The 13,130-nt window shown below is 74.8% G+C and carries 12 protein-coding genes; 7 read left to right on the plus strand and 5 right to left on the minus strand.

The genetic code is table 11. The annotated features are described in order from the left end of the window. Positions 1 to 27 precede the first annotated feature (27 nt). Positions 28 to 936 (plus strand): SDR family NAD(P)-dependent oxidoreductase, encoded by a 909-nt coding sequence (locus tag ACN260_RS13610; RefSeq protein WP_422756314.1) that lies wholly within the window; start codon positions 28 to 30, stop codon positions 934 to 936. A gap of 58 nt (positions 937 to 994) precedes the next feature. On the opposite strand, the gene ACN260_RS13615 is transcribed toward ACN260_RS13610, so the two are convergent. Further along, complete coding sequence (locus tag ACN260_RS13615) at positions 995 to 2,443, minus strand: cryptochrome/photolyase family protein (protein WP_422756315.1); 1,449 nt, start codon at positions 2,441 to 2,443, stop codon at positions 995 to 997. A 291-nt stretch (positions 2,444 to 2,734) separates the two neighbouring features. On the opposite strand from ACN260_RS13615, the gene ACN260_RS13620 reads away from it, so the two are divergent. The 4 genes from ACN260_RS13620 (at position 2,735) to ACN260_RS13635 (ending at position 6,902) form a co-directional block, all read left to right on the plus strand. Next, positions 2,735 to 4,123: an MFS transporter gene (locus ACN260_RS13620; protein ID WP_422756316.1), complete on the plus strand. Its 1,389-nt coding sequence runs from the start codon at positions 2,735 to 2,737 to the stop codon at positions 4,121 to 4,123. 67 nt (positions 4,124 to 4,190) lie between these two features. Then, the gene (locus ACN260_RS13625; protein ID WP_422756317.1) at positions 4,191 to 5,279 is read left to right on the plus strand and encodes an S-(hydroxymethyl)mycothiol dehydrogenase; all 1,089 of its coding nucleotides are present in this window, start codon (positions 4,191 to 4,193) and stop codon (positions 5,277 to 5,279) included. Then, positions 5,276 to 5,905 (plus strand): MBL fold metallo-hydrolase, encoded by a 630-nt coding sequence (locus tag ACN260_RS13630; RefSeq protein WP_422756318.1) that lies wholly within the window; start codon positions 5,276 to 5,278, stop codon positions 5,903 to 5,905. Before ACN260_RS13625 ends, ACN260_RS13630 begins: the two co-directional genes overlap by 4 nt. A 304-nt stretch (positions 5,906 to 6,209) precedes the next feature. After that, on the plus strand, positions 6,210 to 6,902 hold the full coding sequence (locus ACN260_RS13635) for a hypothetical protein (protein WP_422756319.1): 693 nt from the start codon (positions 6,210 to 6,212) through the stop codon (positions 6,900 to 6,902). 58 nt (positions 6,903 to 6,960) lie between these two features. Here ACN260_RS13635 and ACN260_RS13640 read toward each other — a convergent pair whose 3' ends face one another. The 3 genes from ACN260_RS13640 to ACN260_RS13650 form a co-directional block, all read right to left on the minus strand. Beyond that, positions 6,961 to 8,586, minus strand: a complete 1,626-nt coding sequence (locus tag ACN260_RS13640; protein WP_422756320.1) for an alkaline phosphatase D family protein — start codon at positions 8,584 to 8,586, stop codon at positions 6,961 to 6,963. A gap of 102 nt (positions 8,587 to 8,688) precedes the next feature. After that, on the minus strand, positions 8,689 to 10,158 hold the full coding sequence (locus tag ACN260_RS13645; RefSeq protein WP_422756321.1) for an MFS transporter: 1,470 nt from the start codon (positions 10,156 to 10,158) through the stop codon (positions 8,689 to 8,691). 73 nt (positions 10,159 to 10,231) lie between these two features. Next, positions 10,232 to 10,468: a hypothetical protein gene (locus ACN260_RS13650; RefSeq protein WP_422756322.1), complete on the minus strand. Its 237-nt coding sequence runs from the start codon at positions 10,466 to 10,468 to the stop codon at positions 10,232 to 10,234. A gap of 139 nt (positions 10,469 to 10,607) precedes the next feature. Between ACN260_RS13650 and ACN260_RS13655 the strand changes: the two genes are divergently transcribed. Continuing rightward, positions 10,608 to 11,765, plus strand: coding sequence for a geranylgeranyl reductase family protein (locus ACN260_RS13655; RefSeq protein WP_422756323.1), 1,158 nt, complete (start codon positions 10,608 to 10,610; stop codon positions 11,763 to 11,765). Between the two features lie 20 nt (positions 11,766 to 11,785). On the opposite strand, the gene ACN260_RS13660 is transcribed toward ACN260_RS13655, so the two are convergent. After that, positions 11,786 to 12,820 (minus strand): NAD(P)-dependent alcohol dehydrogenase, encoded by a 1,035-nt coding sequence (locus ACN260_RS13660; protein ID WP_422756324.1) that lies wholly within the window; start codon positions 12,818 to 12,820, stop codon positions 11,786 to 11,788. A gap of 79 nt (positions 12,821 to 12,899) precedes the next feature. On the opposite strand from ACN260_RS13660, the gene ACN260_RS13665 reads away from it, so the two are divergent. Beyond that, entirely contained in the window at positions 12,900 to 13,076 is a 177-nt protein-coding gene (locus tag ACN260_RS13665; protein WP_422756325.1) for a hypothetical protein, read from the plus strand. The last annotated feature ends 54 nt before the right edge of the window (positions 13,077 to 13,130 follow it).

Raw genomic sequence — 13,130 nt, forward strand, 5'->3', positions numbered from 1 at the left:
TCTCTTTCCCCGCAGCTAGGAGGCCGCGTGCGTAACTTCGACTTCACGGCCGGGACCGCCGTGGTCACCGGTGCCGCCAGCGGAATCGGCGAGGCCCTCGCCCACGGGCTGGCCCGCCGCGGCAGCGACCTGGTCCTGCTCGACCGCGACGGCGACCGGCTCGACGCGGTGGCCGCCGCGGTCCGCGCCGCGCATCCCGGTCGTCGGGTCGACACCCACCTGGTCGACCTGGCCGACCTGTGCACCACCGCCCGGGTGGCCGAGGAGGTCATGGCCCGGCATCCCCGGATCCGGCTGCTGGTCAACAACGCCGGGGTGGCCCTCGGTGGCCGGTTCGACCAGGTCACCATGGACGAGTTCCACTGGGTCGTCGACATCAACTTCCGGGCCCCGGTGCAGCTCACCCACGCCCTGCTGCCGGCGTTGCGGGCCGAACCCGGCGCACACCTGGTCAACGTGTCCAGCCTGTTCGGGCTGATCGCCCCGGCCGGGCAGACCGCCTACGCGGCCAGCAAGTTCGCCCTGCGGGGTTTCACCGAGGCGTTGCGGTACGAACTGGCCGACGACGGCATCGGGGTGACGTCGGTACACCCCGGCGGCATCGCCACCCGCATCGCCCACAACGCCCGGGTCGGCAGCGGGGTGCCCCGCGAGGAGTTCGACGCGGCGCGGCGGCAGTTCGAGAGGCTGCTGTCCATCCCGCCCGGCCGGGCCGCCGAGGTGATCCTGCGCGGGGTCGAACGTCGTCGCGGCCGGGTGCTGATCGGCTGGTCGGCGAAGCTGCCCGACCTGCTGGCCCGGGTCGCGCCCGGATCGCACGGCCGGCTGGTCGCCGCCGGGGTCCGGCTCGTCGGCGGGCCGGGCCCGCGGTCCGCGCCGACCGCCCGGGTGGCGGCCCCGGTGCCGGCGGAACTACCCGCCGGTGAGGTCGCCTGACCCGGGCTACGGCACGACACTCCCGCCCGCGACGGTGGTGGCGGGGGAGGACGGCCGGTCAGGGCGGGCTGCCGCCCCGCTTCTCCTCCTGCGCCAGCACCGCCTCCCGGCGTTCCGGGTCGTCGCGGGCGGCCAGTTCCGCGGCGAGCCTCGGGTCGCCCACCAGCCGCTCCCGGTTGCGGTGCAGGAACGCCGCGAACCCACCGGTGTACGGGCAGGCGAGATCACCGAGTTCCCGGTCCGGCTGGTAGCGGCAGCCGGTGCAGTAGTCGCTGATCTCGTCGATGTACCGGCCGTCCACGGCGTACGGGCGGGTGTCCACCCGGGCCAGGTCGGCGTACTGGCTCATGCCGAGCACGGTCGTGTTCATCACCCACTCGGCGCCGTCGACGAAGCTGCGTTGGAACCAGTCGACCAGTTCGGTCGGCCGCCAGCCACGCTGCAACGCGTGGTTGCCGAGCACCAGCAACCGCTGGGCGTGGTGCGCCCAGGCCCGGTCCCGGACCCCGGCGAGCACGTCGGCCAGGCAGCGTGCCTCCACCGCGTCGGCGTCGAGGTCCTCGAACCACTGCGGCAGCGGTTCGGTGGCGGCGAGCCAACCGGTGCCCAGGTAGGGCGGGTCGATGTACCAGTAGAGCTGCCAGAGGAACTCCCGCCAGCCGAGCACCCCCCGGACGAACGCCTCCACCGAGGCCAGCGGGGCGTCACCCGACCGCCACGCCGCCTCCGCCCGGGACACCGCCACCGCCGGGTCGAGCAGCCCGAGGTTGAACGCGGCGGAGAGCATCCCGTGCGCCAGCACCGGGTCCTCGGCGCTCATCACGTCGCCGTAGCGGCCGAACGCGGGCAGCCGGTACCGCAGGAAGTGCGTCAGCCGGTCCTCGGCCTCGGCGGCGGTGGCCGGATGCGAGCGGGGGGCGTCCCGGCCGACGAACCGCACCCCGTCGCGTTCCCACCGGTCCAGGTCGGCCCGCACCCCGGCGTCGATGTCGTCCTCGACGATCGGCGGTGGGGGCGGCACGTCCAGGGTGCGCCCCTGCGGGGCGCCGCGGCCACGGTCGGCCGGGCCGGGGCCGGTGAGCACGCCGTGGCGGCGCTTCGCGTGCCGGTAGAAGTCGACCATGCGCAGCGGCCCGCGCCGTGGCCGGTCCGCCCAGTCGGCGAAGTCCGCCCGGTCGGTGAGGAAACCCCGGGGCGGCAGCACCGTCAGCCCCGGCACGGACCGGGCGAAGTCCCGCGTCGCCCGGGTGCTCGGGTGGCAGACCTCGACCGGGCCGTCGACGGCTGCCAGGGCCTCCCGGAACGTCGCGGTGCGCAGCAGCACGGCCCGGTCGCCGAGTTCGGCGGCGCGGTGGCGCAGCGCGCTGAGGATCAGGTGCGCCTTCTGCCGGTGCAGCCGCCGATGCCGGAACAGGTCGGCGACCTCGACCAGCAGCACCGGTTGCCGGTCGTCGTCCAGGAAGTGCGGCCCGAGTTGATCGGCGAGCAGCCACCGGCGGGGAGACATGCGTCGATTGTGCCCGCCGTCCGGTCACCCCACGTGCCGGGGTCGATCGGTCGCGGTGATCGCCCCTGCCCGTCCGTGCGGCGACCGCACCGCCCGTCCGGCGGTGGCGCGGGCCACCGGCGTCGCACCCGCCACCGCCCGCCCGCCGGCCCCGACGCACCATGGTGGTATGACGGATAGCCGTACGCTGATGTTCCGGTGTCGGGGCACCACGCGGAACAGCCGGTTCCCGGCCCGGTGCGGCGGGCACGTCGATTGCACCGGCGTGCCGGACGCCGGCCCGGCCCACCGGTGAGCGTCGTCCCCGCGTCCAGCGTCCGGCGGGCCACCGTGGTCTGGGCGGTGGCCGTCACCGCCTACCTGGCGGCGGTGTTCCACCGCAGCTCCCTCGGGGTGACCGGGGTGGAGGCCACCCACCGGTTCGCCGTCAACGCCTCCGCGCTGGCCGCCTTCTCGGTCGCCCAGCTCGTCGTGTACGCGGCCATGCAGATCCCGGTCGGCGTGCTGCTGGACCGGTACGGGTCCCGCCGGCTGCTGCTGGCCGGCGGGACGCTGATGGTCACCGGGCAGCTCTGCTTCGCCGTCGCCACCGACGTCCGGCTCGCCGTCGCCGCCCGGGTGCTGGTGGGGCTCGGCGACGCGATGACCTTCATCAGCGTGCTGCGGATCGTCGCGTTCTGGTTCCCGGGCCGCCGCAACCCGCTGCTGGTGCAGCTCACCGGCACCGTCGGTCAGCTCGGCGCGATCCTTGCCGCGGTGCCGCTGGTGGCGCTGCTGCACCGGGCCGGTTGGACCCCGGCGTTCCTGGTCGCCGCCGGGCTGGGGGCGACGACGGTGCTGCTGGTGCTCGTCGCCGTCCGGGACGCCCCGCACGTCGGGCCGGGGGTCGCCGTCACCCCCGCCCTGTCGGCCGTGCGGCGGGAACTCGCCGCCGCCTGGGCCCAGCCGGGCACCCGGCTGGGCCTGTGGACGCACTTCGTCGCCCAGTTCTCCGGGGCCGTGTTCGCGCTGCTGTGGGGTTACCCGTTCCTGGTGCAGGGGCAGGGGCTGTCACCGACGGTCGCCGCGTCCCTGCTCAGCCTGATGACGATCGGGACGCTGGTCGCCGGGCCGGTGGTCGCCCACCTGTGCGCCCGGCACCCGTTCCACCGCTCGGCGCTGGTCCTCGTGGTCACCGCGGCCAGCGCCGCGGTCTGGGCGGTCGTGCTGGCCTGGCCCGGCCGCTCGCCGCACTGGCTGCTGGTGGCCCTGGTGCTGGTGCTGGCCCTGGGCGGCCCCGGCGCGGTGATCGGCTTCGACTACGCCCGCACGTTCAACCCGGTGCACCGCATCGGCAGCGCCACCGGCATCGTCAACGTCGGCGGGTTCGCCGCCTCGATCGTGCTGGTGCTGGCGATCGGGGTGGTGCTGGACCTGACCACCCCGGCCCGCGCACCGGCCCCGCCGCTGTCGGCGTTCCGGTGGGCGTTCGCCGTGCAGTACCTGCTCTGGGCGCTGGGTGCGGTCCAGGTCCTGCGCTACCGCAACGCCGCCCGGCGACAGCGCGCGCAGGCCCTCGACGCCGGGCCGGTGGCGACGCCGGAGGTGACGGTGTGCGTACCGCCGGGGGAGCGGCCCGACGGCGGCGGTGAGCGGCCGGCGGGTGGTGGGTCCGGCGGACCGATGGGTCGGGCGGCATGATCGCGGTAGGTTCGGCGGTGAGCGGGACCCATCCGGCCGTCGGGCCGGCAGGCAGGGAGGATACAGCGTGAGCCAGGAAGTCCGGGGCGTCATTTCACGGAGCAAGGGCGCTCCGGTCGAGGTCACCACGATCGTGGTGCCCGACCCGGGGCCCGGCGAGGCGGTGGTGCGGGTGCAGTCCTGCGGGGTCTGCCACACCGACCTGCACTACCGCGAGGGCGGCATCAACGACGACTACCCGTTCCTGCTCGGCCACGAGGCGGCCGGGGTGGTGGAGCAGGTGGGCGAGGGCGTCACCGACGTCGCCCCCGGCGACTTCGTGGTGCTCAACTGGCGTGCGGTGTGCGGCGAGTGCCGGGCCTGCCGCCGGGGTCGGCCGTGGTACTGCTTCAACACCCACAACGCCGCCCGCAGGATGACCCTCACCGACGGCACCGAGCTGACCCCGGCTCTGGGCATCGGCGCGTTCGCCGAGAAGACCCTGGTCCACGCGGGTCAGTGCACCAAGGTCGACCCGGCGGCCCGGCCCGCCGCCGTCGGGCTGCTCGGCTGCGGGGTGATGGCCGGTCTCGGCGCGGCCATGAACACCGGGCAGGTCACCCGGGGCGACTCGGTGGCCGTCATCGGCTGCGGCGGGGTCGGCGACGCGGCGGTCGCGGGAGCCGTCCTGGCCGGCGCGACCACGATCGTCGCGGTGGACACCGACGGCCGTAAGCTCGACTGGGCGCGGAAGTTCGGTGCCACCCACACCGTCGACGCCTCCGCCGAGGACGCCGTGGAGGCGATCCGGGCCGCCACCGGCGGGTTCGGCGCGGACGTGGTGATCGACGCGGTGGGCCGGCCGGAGACCTGGAAGCAGGCGTTCTACGCCCGGGACCTCGCCGGCACCGTCGTGCTGGTCGGGGTGCCCACCCCGGAGATGACCGTCGAACTGCCGCTGCCCGACGTCTTCGGCCGGGGCGGCGCGCTGAAGTCGAGCTGGTACGGCGACTGTCTGCCCAGCCGGGACTTCCCGCTGCTCACCCAGCTCTACCTGCAGGGCCGCCTCGACCTGGACGCCTTCGTCACCGAGGAGATCGCCCTGGACCAGGTGGAGGAGGCGTTCCGTCGGATGCACCACGGGGACGTGCTGCGGTCGGTGGTGGTGTTCCCGTGACCGCCCGGATCGACCACACCGTCACCTCCGGCACGTTCTCCCTCGACGGGCAGACCTTCGACGTCGACAACAACGTCTGGGTCGTCGGGGACGACACCGAGTGCGTGGTGCTGGACGCCCCGCACGACGTGGCCGCGATCCGCCGGGTCGTCGGCGACCGCCGGGTGGTGGCGATCCTCGCCACCCACGCCCACGACGACCACGTCCGGGTCGCCCCGGAACTGGCCAAGGCGACCGGTGCGCCGATCCTGCTGCACCCCGCCGACCGGGTGCTGTGGGACCTGGTGCATCCCGGGCTGGCCCCCGACGGGGAGCTGACCGACGGGCAGGAGATCACCGTCGGGGACACCGTCCTGCGGGTGCTGCACACCCCCGGGCACAGCCCCGGCGCGTGCAGCTTCCACGCCCCGGCGCTGGGCGCGGTGTTCACCGGGGACACCCTGTTCGCCGGTGGGCCGGGGGCGACCGGCCGGTCGTACAGCGACTTCGCCATGATCGTCGAGTCGATCCGTACCCGGCTGCTCACCCTGCCGGCGGACACCGTGGTGCACACCGGGCACGGCGACGACACCACCGTCGGTGCGGAGGCCCCGCACCTGCAGGAGTGGTTGGCCCGCGGCCACTGAGGCCGGCTCCGCGCGTTCCGTTCCACCGTTCTCGCCGATATGGCGGTATTCGGGCTCCTCCGATGCCGCCATATCGGCGTTTCTGCGCCCCCGGGTCGGCGGATGTCCGGGTCCGGGGGGTGTGTCCGGTCCCCGGGATGAGCCGGGCCACAGCCCGACGTGGCGTGCGCATTTGCGGAATGACGGACAGGGGCGGTGGGTTGTGTTCCCCGTACGCCGGTCAGCACACCTCCGGCCGGCGGGGAAGTTCCCCCGAGGCCCGCTCACCCCGGAGCGCGTCGCCACGATCGAAAGGGCAACCATCGTGAAGCTGGACTTCACTCGATGGCTCCCGGCCATCGCGAAGGACCGCAGGACCGCACTGAGCATCGCCGGCGTCGCCGCCCTCGGCGGCCTGGCGTTCGGGCCGGCCGCCGTGGCCGCTCCCGTCACCAGCGGCCCCCACGAGGGGGCCCGAGCCGCGATCGACCTGGCCACCGGCAAGGGCCGGCAGGGCGTCACCGTCGAGTCCGGACTGACCACCGGCACCCCCACCACCGAGGTGCCGGCCGGCAAGCCGAGCACCGACGAACTCATCCCGCGCGGCGTCGAGGGCGCCCAGTCCCGCGTCCCGCTCGACGACGCGCAGCTCGCCAACGCCAAGGAGATCATCGCCGAGGCCAAGCGCAGCGGCGTGGGCGAGCGCGGCGCCGTGATCGGCGTGGCCACCTCGCTGCAGGAGTCGAAGCTGTACAACCTGGGGCACCTCGGCGCGTACAACGACCACGACTCGCAGGGCCTGTTCCAGCAGCGCCCGTCGTCGGGGTGGGGCACGCCCGAGCAGGTCACCGACCCCCGGTACGCCTCCCGGGCGTTCTTCGACGCGTTGAAGAACGTGCACGGCTGGGAGGACCTGCCGCTGACCACCGCCGCGCAGACCGTCCAGGTCTCGGCGTACCCGTACGCGTACGCCCAGTGGGAGCAGCAGGCGGCGGACATCGTCCAGCAGCTCTGGTGAGCCCGGGCCCGACCGGCCGGCCCCCACGACGGGGGTCGGCCGGTCGGCGTCGACGCCGTCAGGCCGGCGCGTCCTCCCGGCGCAGCCTCGCCGACCCGACGCCGACCGAGAACCCGGCGGCCCAGCGGCTGGCGCTGTCGGGCCGGGTCCGGTCGACCAGGTGGTACCAGTCCATCCGGCAGCGCTGCGGGGTCACCTCCAGCACGCCGTAGCCGTGCCCGTCCAGCTCCGTCCACTTCACGTGCGGGTTCGTCGAGCGCAGCAGGGTCGCGCCCAGCAGGCTCAGCCCGTTGCCGGCCGGCAGCCCCAGGACGTCGTCGAGGTTGTCGCTGGTCACCGACGGCACCACGAACTCGGCGGCGGCCGGGTTGGTCAACCCCGTCGACCGGGTGGTCACCTCGCTGGCCCACGAGGTGTGGATGTCGCCGGTGAGGAAGACCACGTCCCGGGTGTCGGTCGCCTGCAGGTGGTCGACCAGCCGGTTGCGGTCGGCGTTGTAGCCGTCCCACTGGTCGGGGTTGAGCACCGCGCCGTTCTGCGGGATGCCGAGCAGCTTGGCCAGCGGGCCGAGCAGCCACGCCGGCAGCGAACCCAGGTCGACCCGGGCCATCATCACCGGGTTGCCGACCAGTTTCCACTGTGCCGTCGAGGCGGACAACCCGTCTTCGAGCCACCGCAGCTGGGCCGTACCGGCGATGGTGCGGGTCGGGTCGTCCACCGCCGTGCCGCCGGCCTGCTGCGACCGGTACGACCGCAGATCCAGCATGGACAACTCGGCGAGCCGGCCGAAGCGCAACCGCCGGTAGATCGTGCCGTCCGCGCCGGTCCGCACCGGCATCCACTCCTGGTACGCCTGCCGGGCGGCGGCGACCCGGTCGGACCACGCGCCCTCGCTGCCCGGGGTGTGGTTCTCCGCCCCGCCCGACCACGCATCGTTGGCGACCTCGTGGTCGTCCCAGGTGATCACCCAGGGCAGGGCGGCGTGCAACGCCTGCAGACCCGGGTCGGTCTTGTAGAGCGCGTGCCGGACCCGGTAGTCGGCCAGGGTCAGCGTCTCGTGCTCGGGTACGACCGGGCGCACCACCGTGCCGCCGGCGTCGAACTCGCCGGTGCCGTACTCGTAGAGGTAGTCACCGAGGTGCACGACCAGGTTGAGGTCACCCCGGTCGGCCAGCCGCCGGTAGGCCGCGAAGTGCCCGGCCTCCCAGTTCGCGCAGGACACCACGCCCAGCCGCAGCCGGTCGATCGCCGCGTCGGCCGCCGGGGCGGTCATCGTCCGACCGGTCGGCGACCAGGCGTCACCGTGACCGAACCGGTACCAGTACGTCGTCGCCGGGGCCAGCCCGGTCACCGCGACCTTGACGGTGTGGTCGCGGGTCGGGCCGGTCGGTGCCACGCCCTGCGCGGTCACCGTGGCGAAGTCGGGGTCGGCGGCGACCTGCCAGCGCACGTCGACGTCCGGGCCGAGGCCGGAGCCGGGCAGTGCCTCCGCCACGGGGGTGACCCGGGTCCATAGCAGGATGCCGTCCGGCAGCGGATCGCCGGAGGCGACCCCGTGCCGGAACGCGCCGTCCGCCGCGTGGGCGGGGCCGCCCGCGGCGAGGGTGGTGCCGGCGAGGACGGCGGTGCCGGCGGAGGCACCGGCGAGGCGCAGCAGGGTACGACGGTCGAGGGTGTTCGTCATGGTCTATGTGTCTACCGGGTGTCGCGGTGCGTCCGCAGCCCCGTGCGGTGAGTGTTCGCCGACGGTTCCCCCGGGGTTGGTGTCGCCGGTGGACGGTCGGGTTCAGCGGCGGTGGGCGGCGCGGTGGTTCAGCACGATGTCGGTCGCCGCGGCGACCAGGGCCAACGCGACGATGCCCATGGCCAGCAGCAGGGAGTGCCGGAACGCGGCGGCCCACTGGCCGCCGGAGCTGGCGAGCGACGAGAAGAACAGCGCGCCGACGGCGGCGATGCCGGCGGCCGACCCGATCCGCTGCCCGGTCTGCAACATGCCGGCCGCGCTGCCCGCCTGCGGCACCGGCACCTCGGACAGGGTCAACGTCTGGTTGGGGGTGATCACCAGGCCGCTGCCCAGGCCGGCGAGGAGCAACGGCAGCGCGGTGAGCAGCGGGACCGAGCCGTGCGGGTCGCCGCGCAGCACGAACACCACCCCACCCAGCCCGACCAGCACCATGACCAGCCCGATCCCGACCAGCGGCCGGCCGAACCGGGTGACCAGCCGGCCCCCCAGGGCGGCGGCCAGCGCCGAACCGAGGGCGAACGGGGTGATCGCCAGGCCGGCGGTCAGCGCCCGGTAGCCGAGGCCGTTCTGCAGGTAGAGGGTGAAGATGAAGAAGATCGCGGTGAAGCCGCCGAAGTAGATGAGCGCGATCACCGCCCCGATCGTGTACGACCGCAGCCGGAACAACCCCAGATCGAACAGGGGCGTGCGGGTACGCCCGTACCGGTGCTCCCAGAACCCGAAGCCGGCCAGGACCACCAGCCCGACCGGGATCAGCGCCCACTTCCACGGGCTGGGCCACTGTTCCCGCTGCACCAGGGGCAGCAGCAGCAGCGTCACGCCGACGCCGAGCAGCAGCACCCCGACCGGGTCGAGCCGGTGCCGGTCGAGCCGGCCGGCGGCCCGGGTGGGCAGCAGCCGCCAGCCGAGCAGCACCGCCACCACCCCGACGGGGACGTTGACGAGGAACACCCACCGCCAGCCGTGGTCCTCCCCGCCGAGCTGGATGAGCAGGCCGCCCAGCAGGGGACCGACGGCGGTGGAGATACCGATGGTCGCCCCGAGCAGGCCGAACGCCCGACCGCGCTCCGCACCCCGGAACAACTGCTGGATCAGGCCGGTCACCTGCGGATTGACCACCCCGGCGGCGACGCCCTGCAGGAGCCGGGCGGCGACCAGCCAGGTCGGGGACTGGGCCAGCCCGGCCAGCGCGCTGGTGACGGTGAACAGGGCGACCCCGACGACGAAGGCGTTACGCCGGCCCCGGGCGTCGCCGAACCGGCCGGCCGGCACCAGGACCAGTCCGAAGGTCAGCGCGTAGCCGGACAGCACCCACTGCAGGTCGCTCGGGCTGGCCTGCAACGCGCGGTCCATCGACGGGACGGCGACGTTGACGATGCTGACGTCCAGCAGCGTCATGAACGCCGCGACGAGGCCGACGCCGAGGGCCTGCCAGCGGCGGCGGTCGTCGGTGGCGCCGCTCACGGGAGCGTCGGCGGTGGCGCGGTCCGGCACGGACCGGTGATCGGGCATGCCACAGCGCTACCCGGGGGCGGGGGTGGCAAACCGGTGTCCGGCCCGGCCGCCCGGCGGGGCGCGACGGCGTTCACGCCGGCTGGCGGGCGCACCAGCGGGGGCCGAAGTCGAGCCCGGCCAGCGGCGAGTCCTCGCGGTGCAGCAGGCCCTTCTCGGTGAGCTGGCGCAGGGGCGTGTGGACGTCCTGCTCGGTCAGCCCCGCCTCCTCGGCGATCAGGTCGGGGTAGGGCACCTGGCCGCGTGTCTCCAGCACGCTGACCGCCTCGTAGACGCGTACCTCGACCTCCGACAGACGTACCTGCTGCATGGTGCCCTCCTTGCCGTGACCCCGGCCGGTCGGTCGGGCGGTCCGGGTGGCGCGGCTTACCCGCTGGCCGCCCGACGATGCCTGCCGCACGGCCGGTCGTGCGCGCCACCGGACGGGCCGGTGCCCTAGGCTGGACGGCATGATCATCTGGGATCTCGTCGTGGTCGGCGCCGGGCCGGCCGGGCTCAGCGCGGCCCGGGAGGCCGCGGCGGCCGGCGTGCGGACGCTGGTGCTCGACCGGGCCGTGCACCCCCGCTACAAGACCTGCGGGGGCGGCCTGATCGGCACCTCGCTGTCGATGGTGGCCGGCCGGATCGAGGTGCCGGCGCACGACCGGGTCGACCGGGTCACCTTCACCCGCGACGGCCGCTGGGGCTTCACCCGCCGGCACGGCACACCCCTGGTGACCATGGTGCGCCGCGAGGAGTTCGACGACCGGCTGCGCGCGGCGGCGGTGTCCGCGGGGGCCGAGGTCCGCGAGGGCGTCGCCGTACGCGCCCTCGACCAGGACCCCGACACGGTACGCGTCCGCATGGCCGACGGTTCCGAGGTGACCGCCCGGACGGTGATCGGGGCCGACGGTTCCGCCGGGGTGACCGCCCGGCACGTCGGTGTCCGCTACGGCCAGGTGGATCTGGGCCTGGAACGGGAGCTGCCGGTGTCACCCGCACAGGCGGCCCGCTGGCGGGGGCGGCTGCTGCTGGACTGGGGCCCGTTCCCCGGCGCGTACGGCTGGGTGTTCCCCAAGGGTGACCTGCTCACCGTCGGTGTGATCGGGGCCCGGGGCGAGGGTGAACGCACCCGCGCCTACCTGCACGACTTCCTCGACCGGCTGGGCCTGGCGCAGGTGCCCGCCGCGCACGACTCCGGGCACCTGACCCGGTGCCGGGTGGACGACTCCCCGCTGCGCCACGGCCGGGTGCTGGTGGCCGGCGACGCGGCCGGCCTGCTGGAGCCGTGGACCCGGGAGGGGATCAGCTACGCCCTGCGCTCCGGGTCGCTGGCCGGTGCGGCGGTAGCCGCCGGTGACCTGGACCGCTACCCCCGCGACGTGCAGGAGCGCCTGGTGCCGTCGATGCGCGCCGGGCGGCGGATGCTGACCCTGTTCGCCCGCCGCCCGGAGCTGTGCCACGCGTTGGTGGCGACCCCGGCCGGCTGGTCGATGTTCGTCCGGTTCTGCCAGGGCCGGCTGAGTTTCGACCGGACCATGGACCGGTTGCCGGTGCGGGCCGTGGCGGCGCTGCTGGACCGGCTGCCCGCCCGGGGCCCGCAGCCGGCCGGGTCGCCGATTCGCTGACCCGCCGGCCGGCGGGCGGGTCAGGGCACGATCACCGCGCGGCCGTGGATCTCGCCGGCCCGCAGCAGGTCGTACGCCTCGGGTGCCCGGTCCAGCGGGAAGGTCTGCACGTCGGCGGTGAGCAGCCCGGCCCGGCCCAGGGCGATCACCTCCTGGAGTTCGGCCCGGGTGCCCCAGAACGGGACCTCGACGCTGGTCTCGAACGGCACGGTGGGCGGCTCGTCGGCGACCGGACGCACCGGCAGGGTGCCGCCGCCCAACCCGACCAGCAGCAGCCGGCCGCCGGTGGCGACGACGCCGCGGGCGGTGGTGAGGGTGGTGTCCACCCCGACGCAGTCGATGACCACGTCCGCGCCGTCGGGCGCCGGCCCGACGAGTTCGCGGACCCGGTCGACCGCGTCGGGGCCGGCCGGCACCACGTGGTGCGCGCCGACCCGGGTGGCCAGGTCGAGGGCGGCGACGTTGCTGTCCACCGCGATGATCCGTACGGCGGTGGTGGCGGCGAGGATCTGCACCGCCATGTGCCCCAGCCCGCCGATGCCGATCACCACGACCGACGTCCCGGGCCGCAGCGCCGGCCGGGCCAGCTCGATCGCGTGGTACGGGGTCAGCCCGGCGTCGGTCAGCGGTGCCGCCTGGGTCACCTCCAGGTCACCGACGGGCAGCAGCCGCGAGGCGGGCACCAGCACGTGCTCGGCCAACCCGCCGTCGCGGCTGAGCCCGATCCCACCGACGGGCACCTTCCGGCACTGGTTCTCCCGGCCCCGCAGGCAACCCCGGCAGGTGCCGCAGCCGATGATCCCGTAGACGGCCACCCGGTCCCCGGCGGACCAGCCGGTGACGCCGTCGCCGAGGGTGTCCACGGTGCCGGCGATCTCGTGGCCCAGGGTGATCGGGGTGGGGAACATGCCCGGCGGCGCGTCGAGGATGTGCAGGTCGGAGTGGCAGGCCCCGACCGCGCCGACGCGTACCAGCACCTCACCGGGGCCGGGCGTCGGGGTGGGCACCTCCACCTGTTCGAGCACCCCGGGAGCGGTCATCCGTACCGCGCGCATGGTTACGTCCTCTCGTCGCCGACGGTCCCGCGCGCTTACCCCTCCCGCCGGCCTTGATGCCGGGCGCACACTGGGCGTCATGAGCGAACCGTTCACCGACGAGCAGTACGCGTTCCTGCGGTACGCGCGTTTCGGCGAGCTGCCGCCGGCGGTGCGCCCCGACGAGCGCACGGCGTCGACCGAGACCGACCCGCCCCGCTACCAGCCCGACCCGACCCCCGGCCAGCACGAGCGGGACCTGCGCGCGGGCGGCTGAACGGCGCGACGGGCCCCGGGGTGGCATCCCGGGACCCGTCGGGTGTGGCAGTCG

Origin of the sequence: Micromonospora sp. WMMD708 (assembly GCF_049315245.1) — a bacterium.
Lineage (GTDB): Bacteria > Actinomycetota > Actinomycetes > Mycobacteriales > Micromonosporaceae > Micromonospora > Micromonospora wenchangensis.

Coding starts and splice junctions, on each gene's coding strand:
- ACN260_RS13665 (WP_422756325.1), top strand. CDS start 12,900: ATGAGCGAACCGTTCACCGACGAGCAGTACGCGTTCCTGCGGTACGCG.
- ACN260_RS13650 (WP_422756322.1), bottom strand. CDS start 10,468: ATGCAGCAGGTACGTCTGTCGGAGGTCGAGGTACGCGTCTACGAGGCG.
- ACN260_RS13660 (WP_422756324.1), bottom strand. CDS start 12,820: ATGCGCGCGGTACGGATGACCGCTCCCGGGGTGCTCGAACAGGTGGAG.
- ACN260_RS13640 (WP_422756320.1), bottom strand. CDS start 8,586: ATGACGAACACCCTCGACCGTCGTACCCTGCTGCGCCTCGCCGGTGCC.
- ACN260_RS13615 (WP_422756315.1), bottom strand. CDS start 2,443: ATGTCTCCCCGCCGGTGGCTGCTCGCCGATCAACTCGGGCCGCACTTC.
- ACN260_RS13655 (WP_422756323.1), top strand. CDS start 10,608: ATGATCATCTGGGATCTCGTCGTGGTCGGCGCCGGGCCGGCCGGGCTC.
- ACN260_RS13645 (WP_422756321.1), bottom strand. CDS start 10,158: ATGCCCGATCACCGGTCCGTGCCGGACCGCGCCACCGCCGACGCTCCC.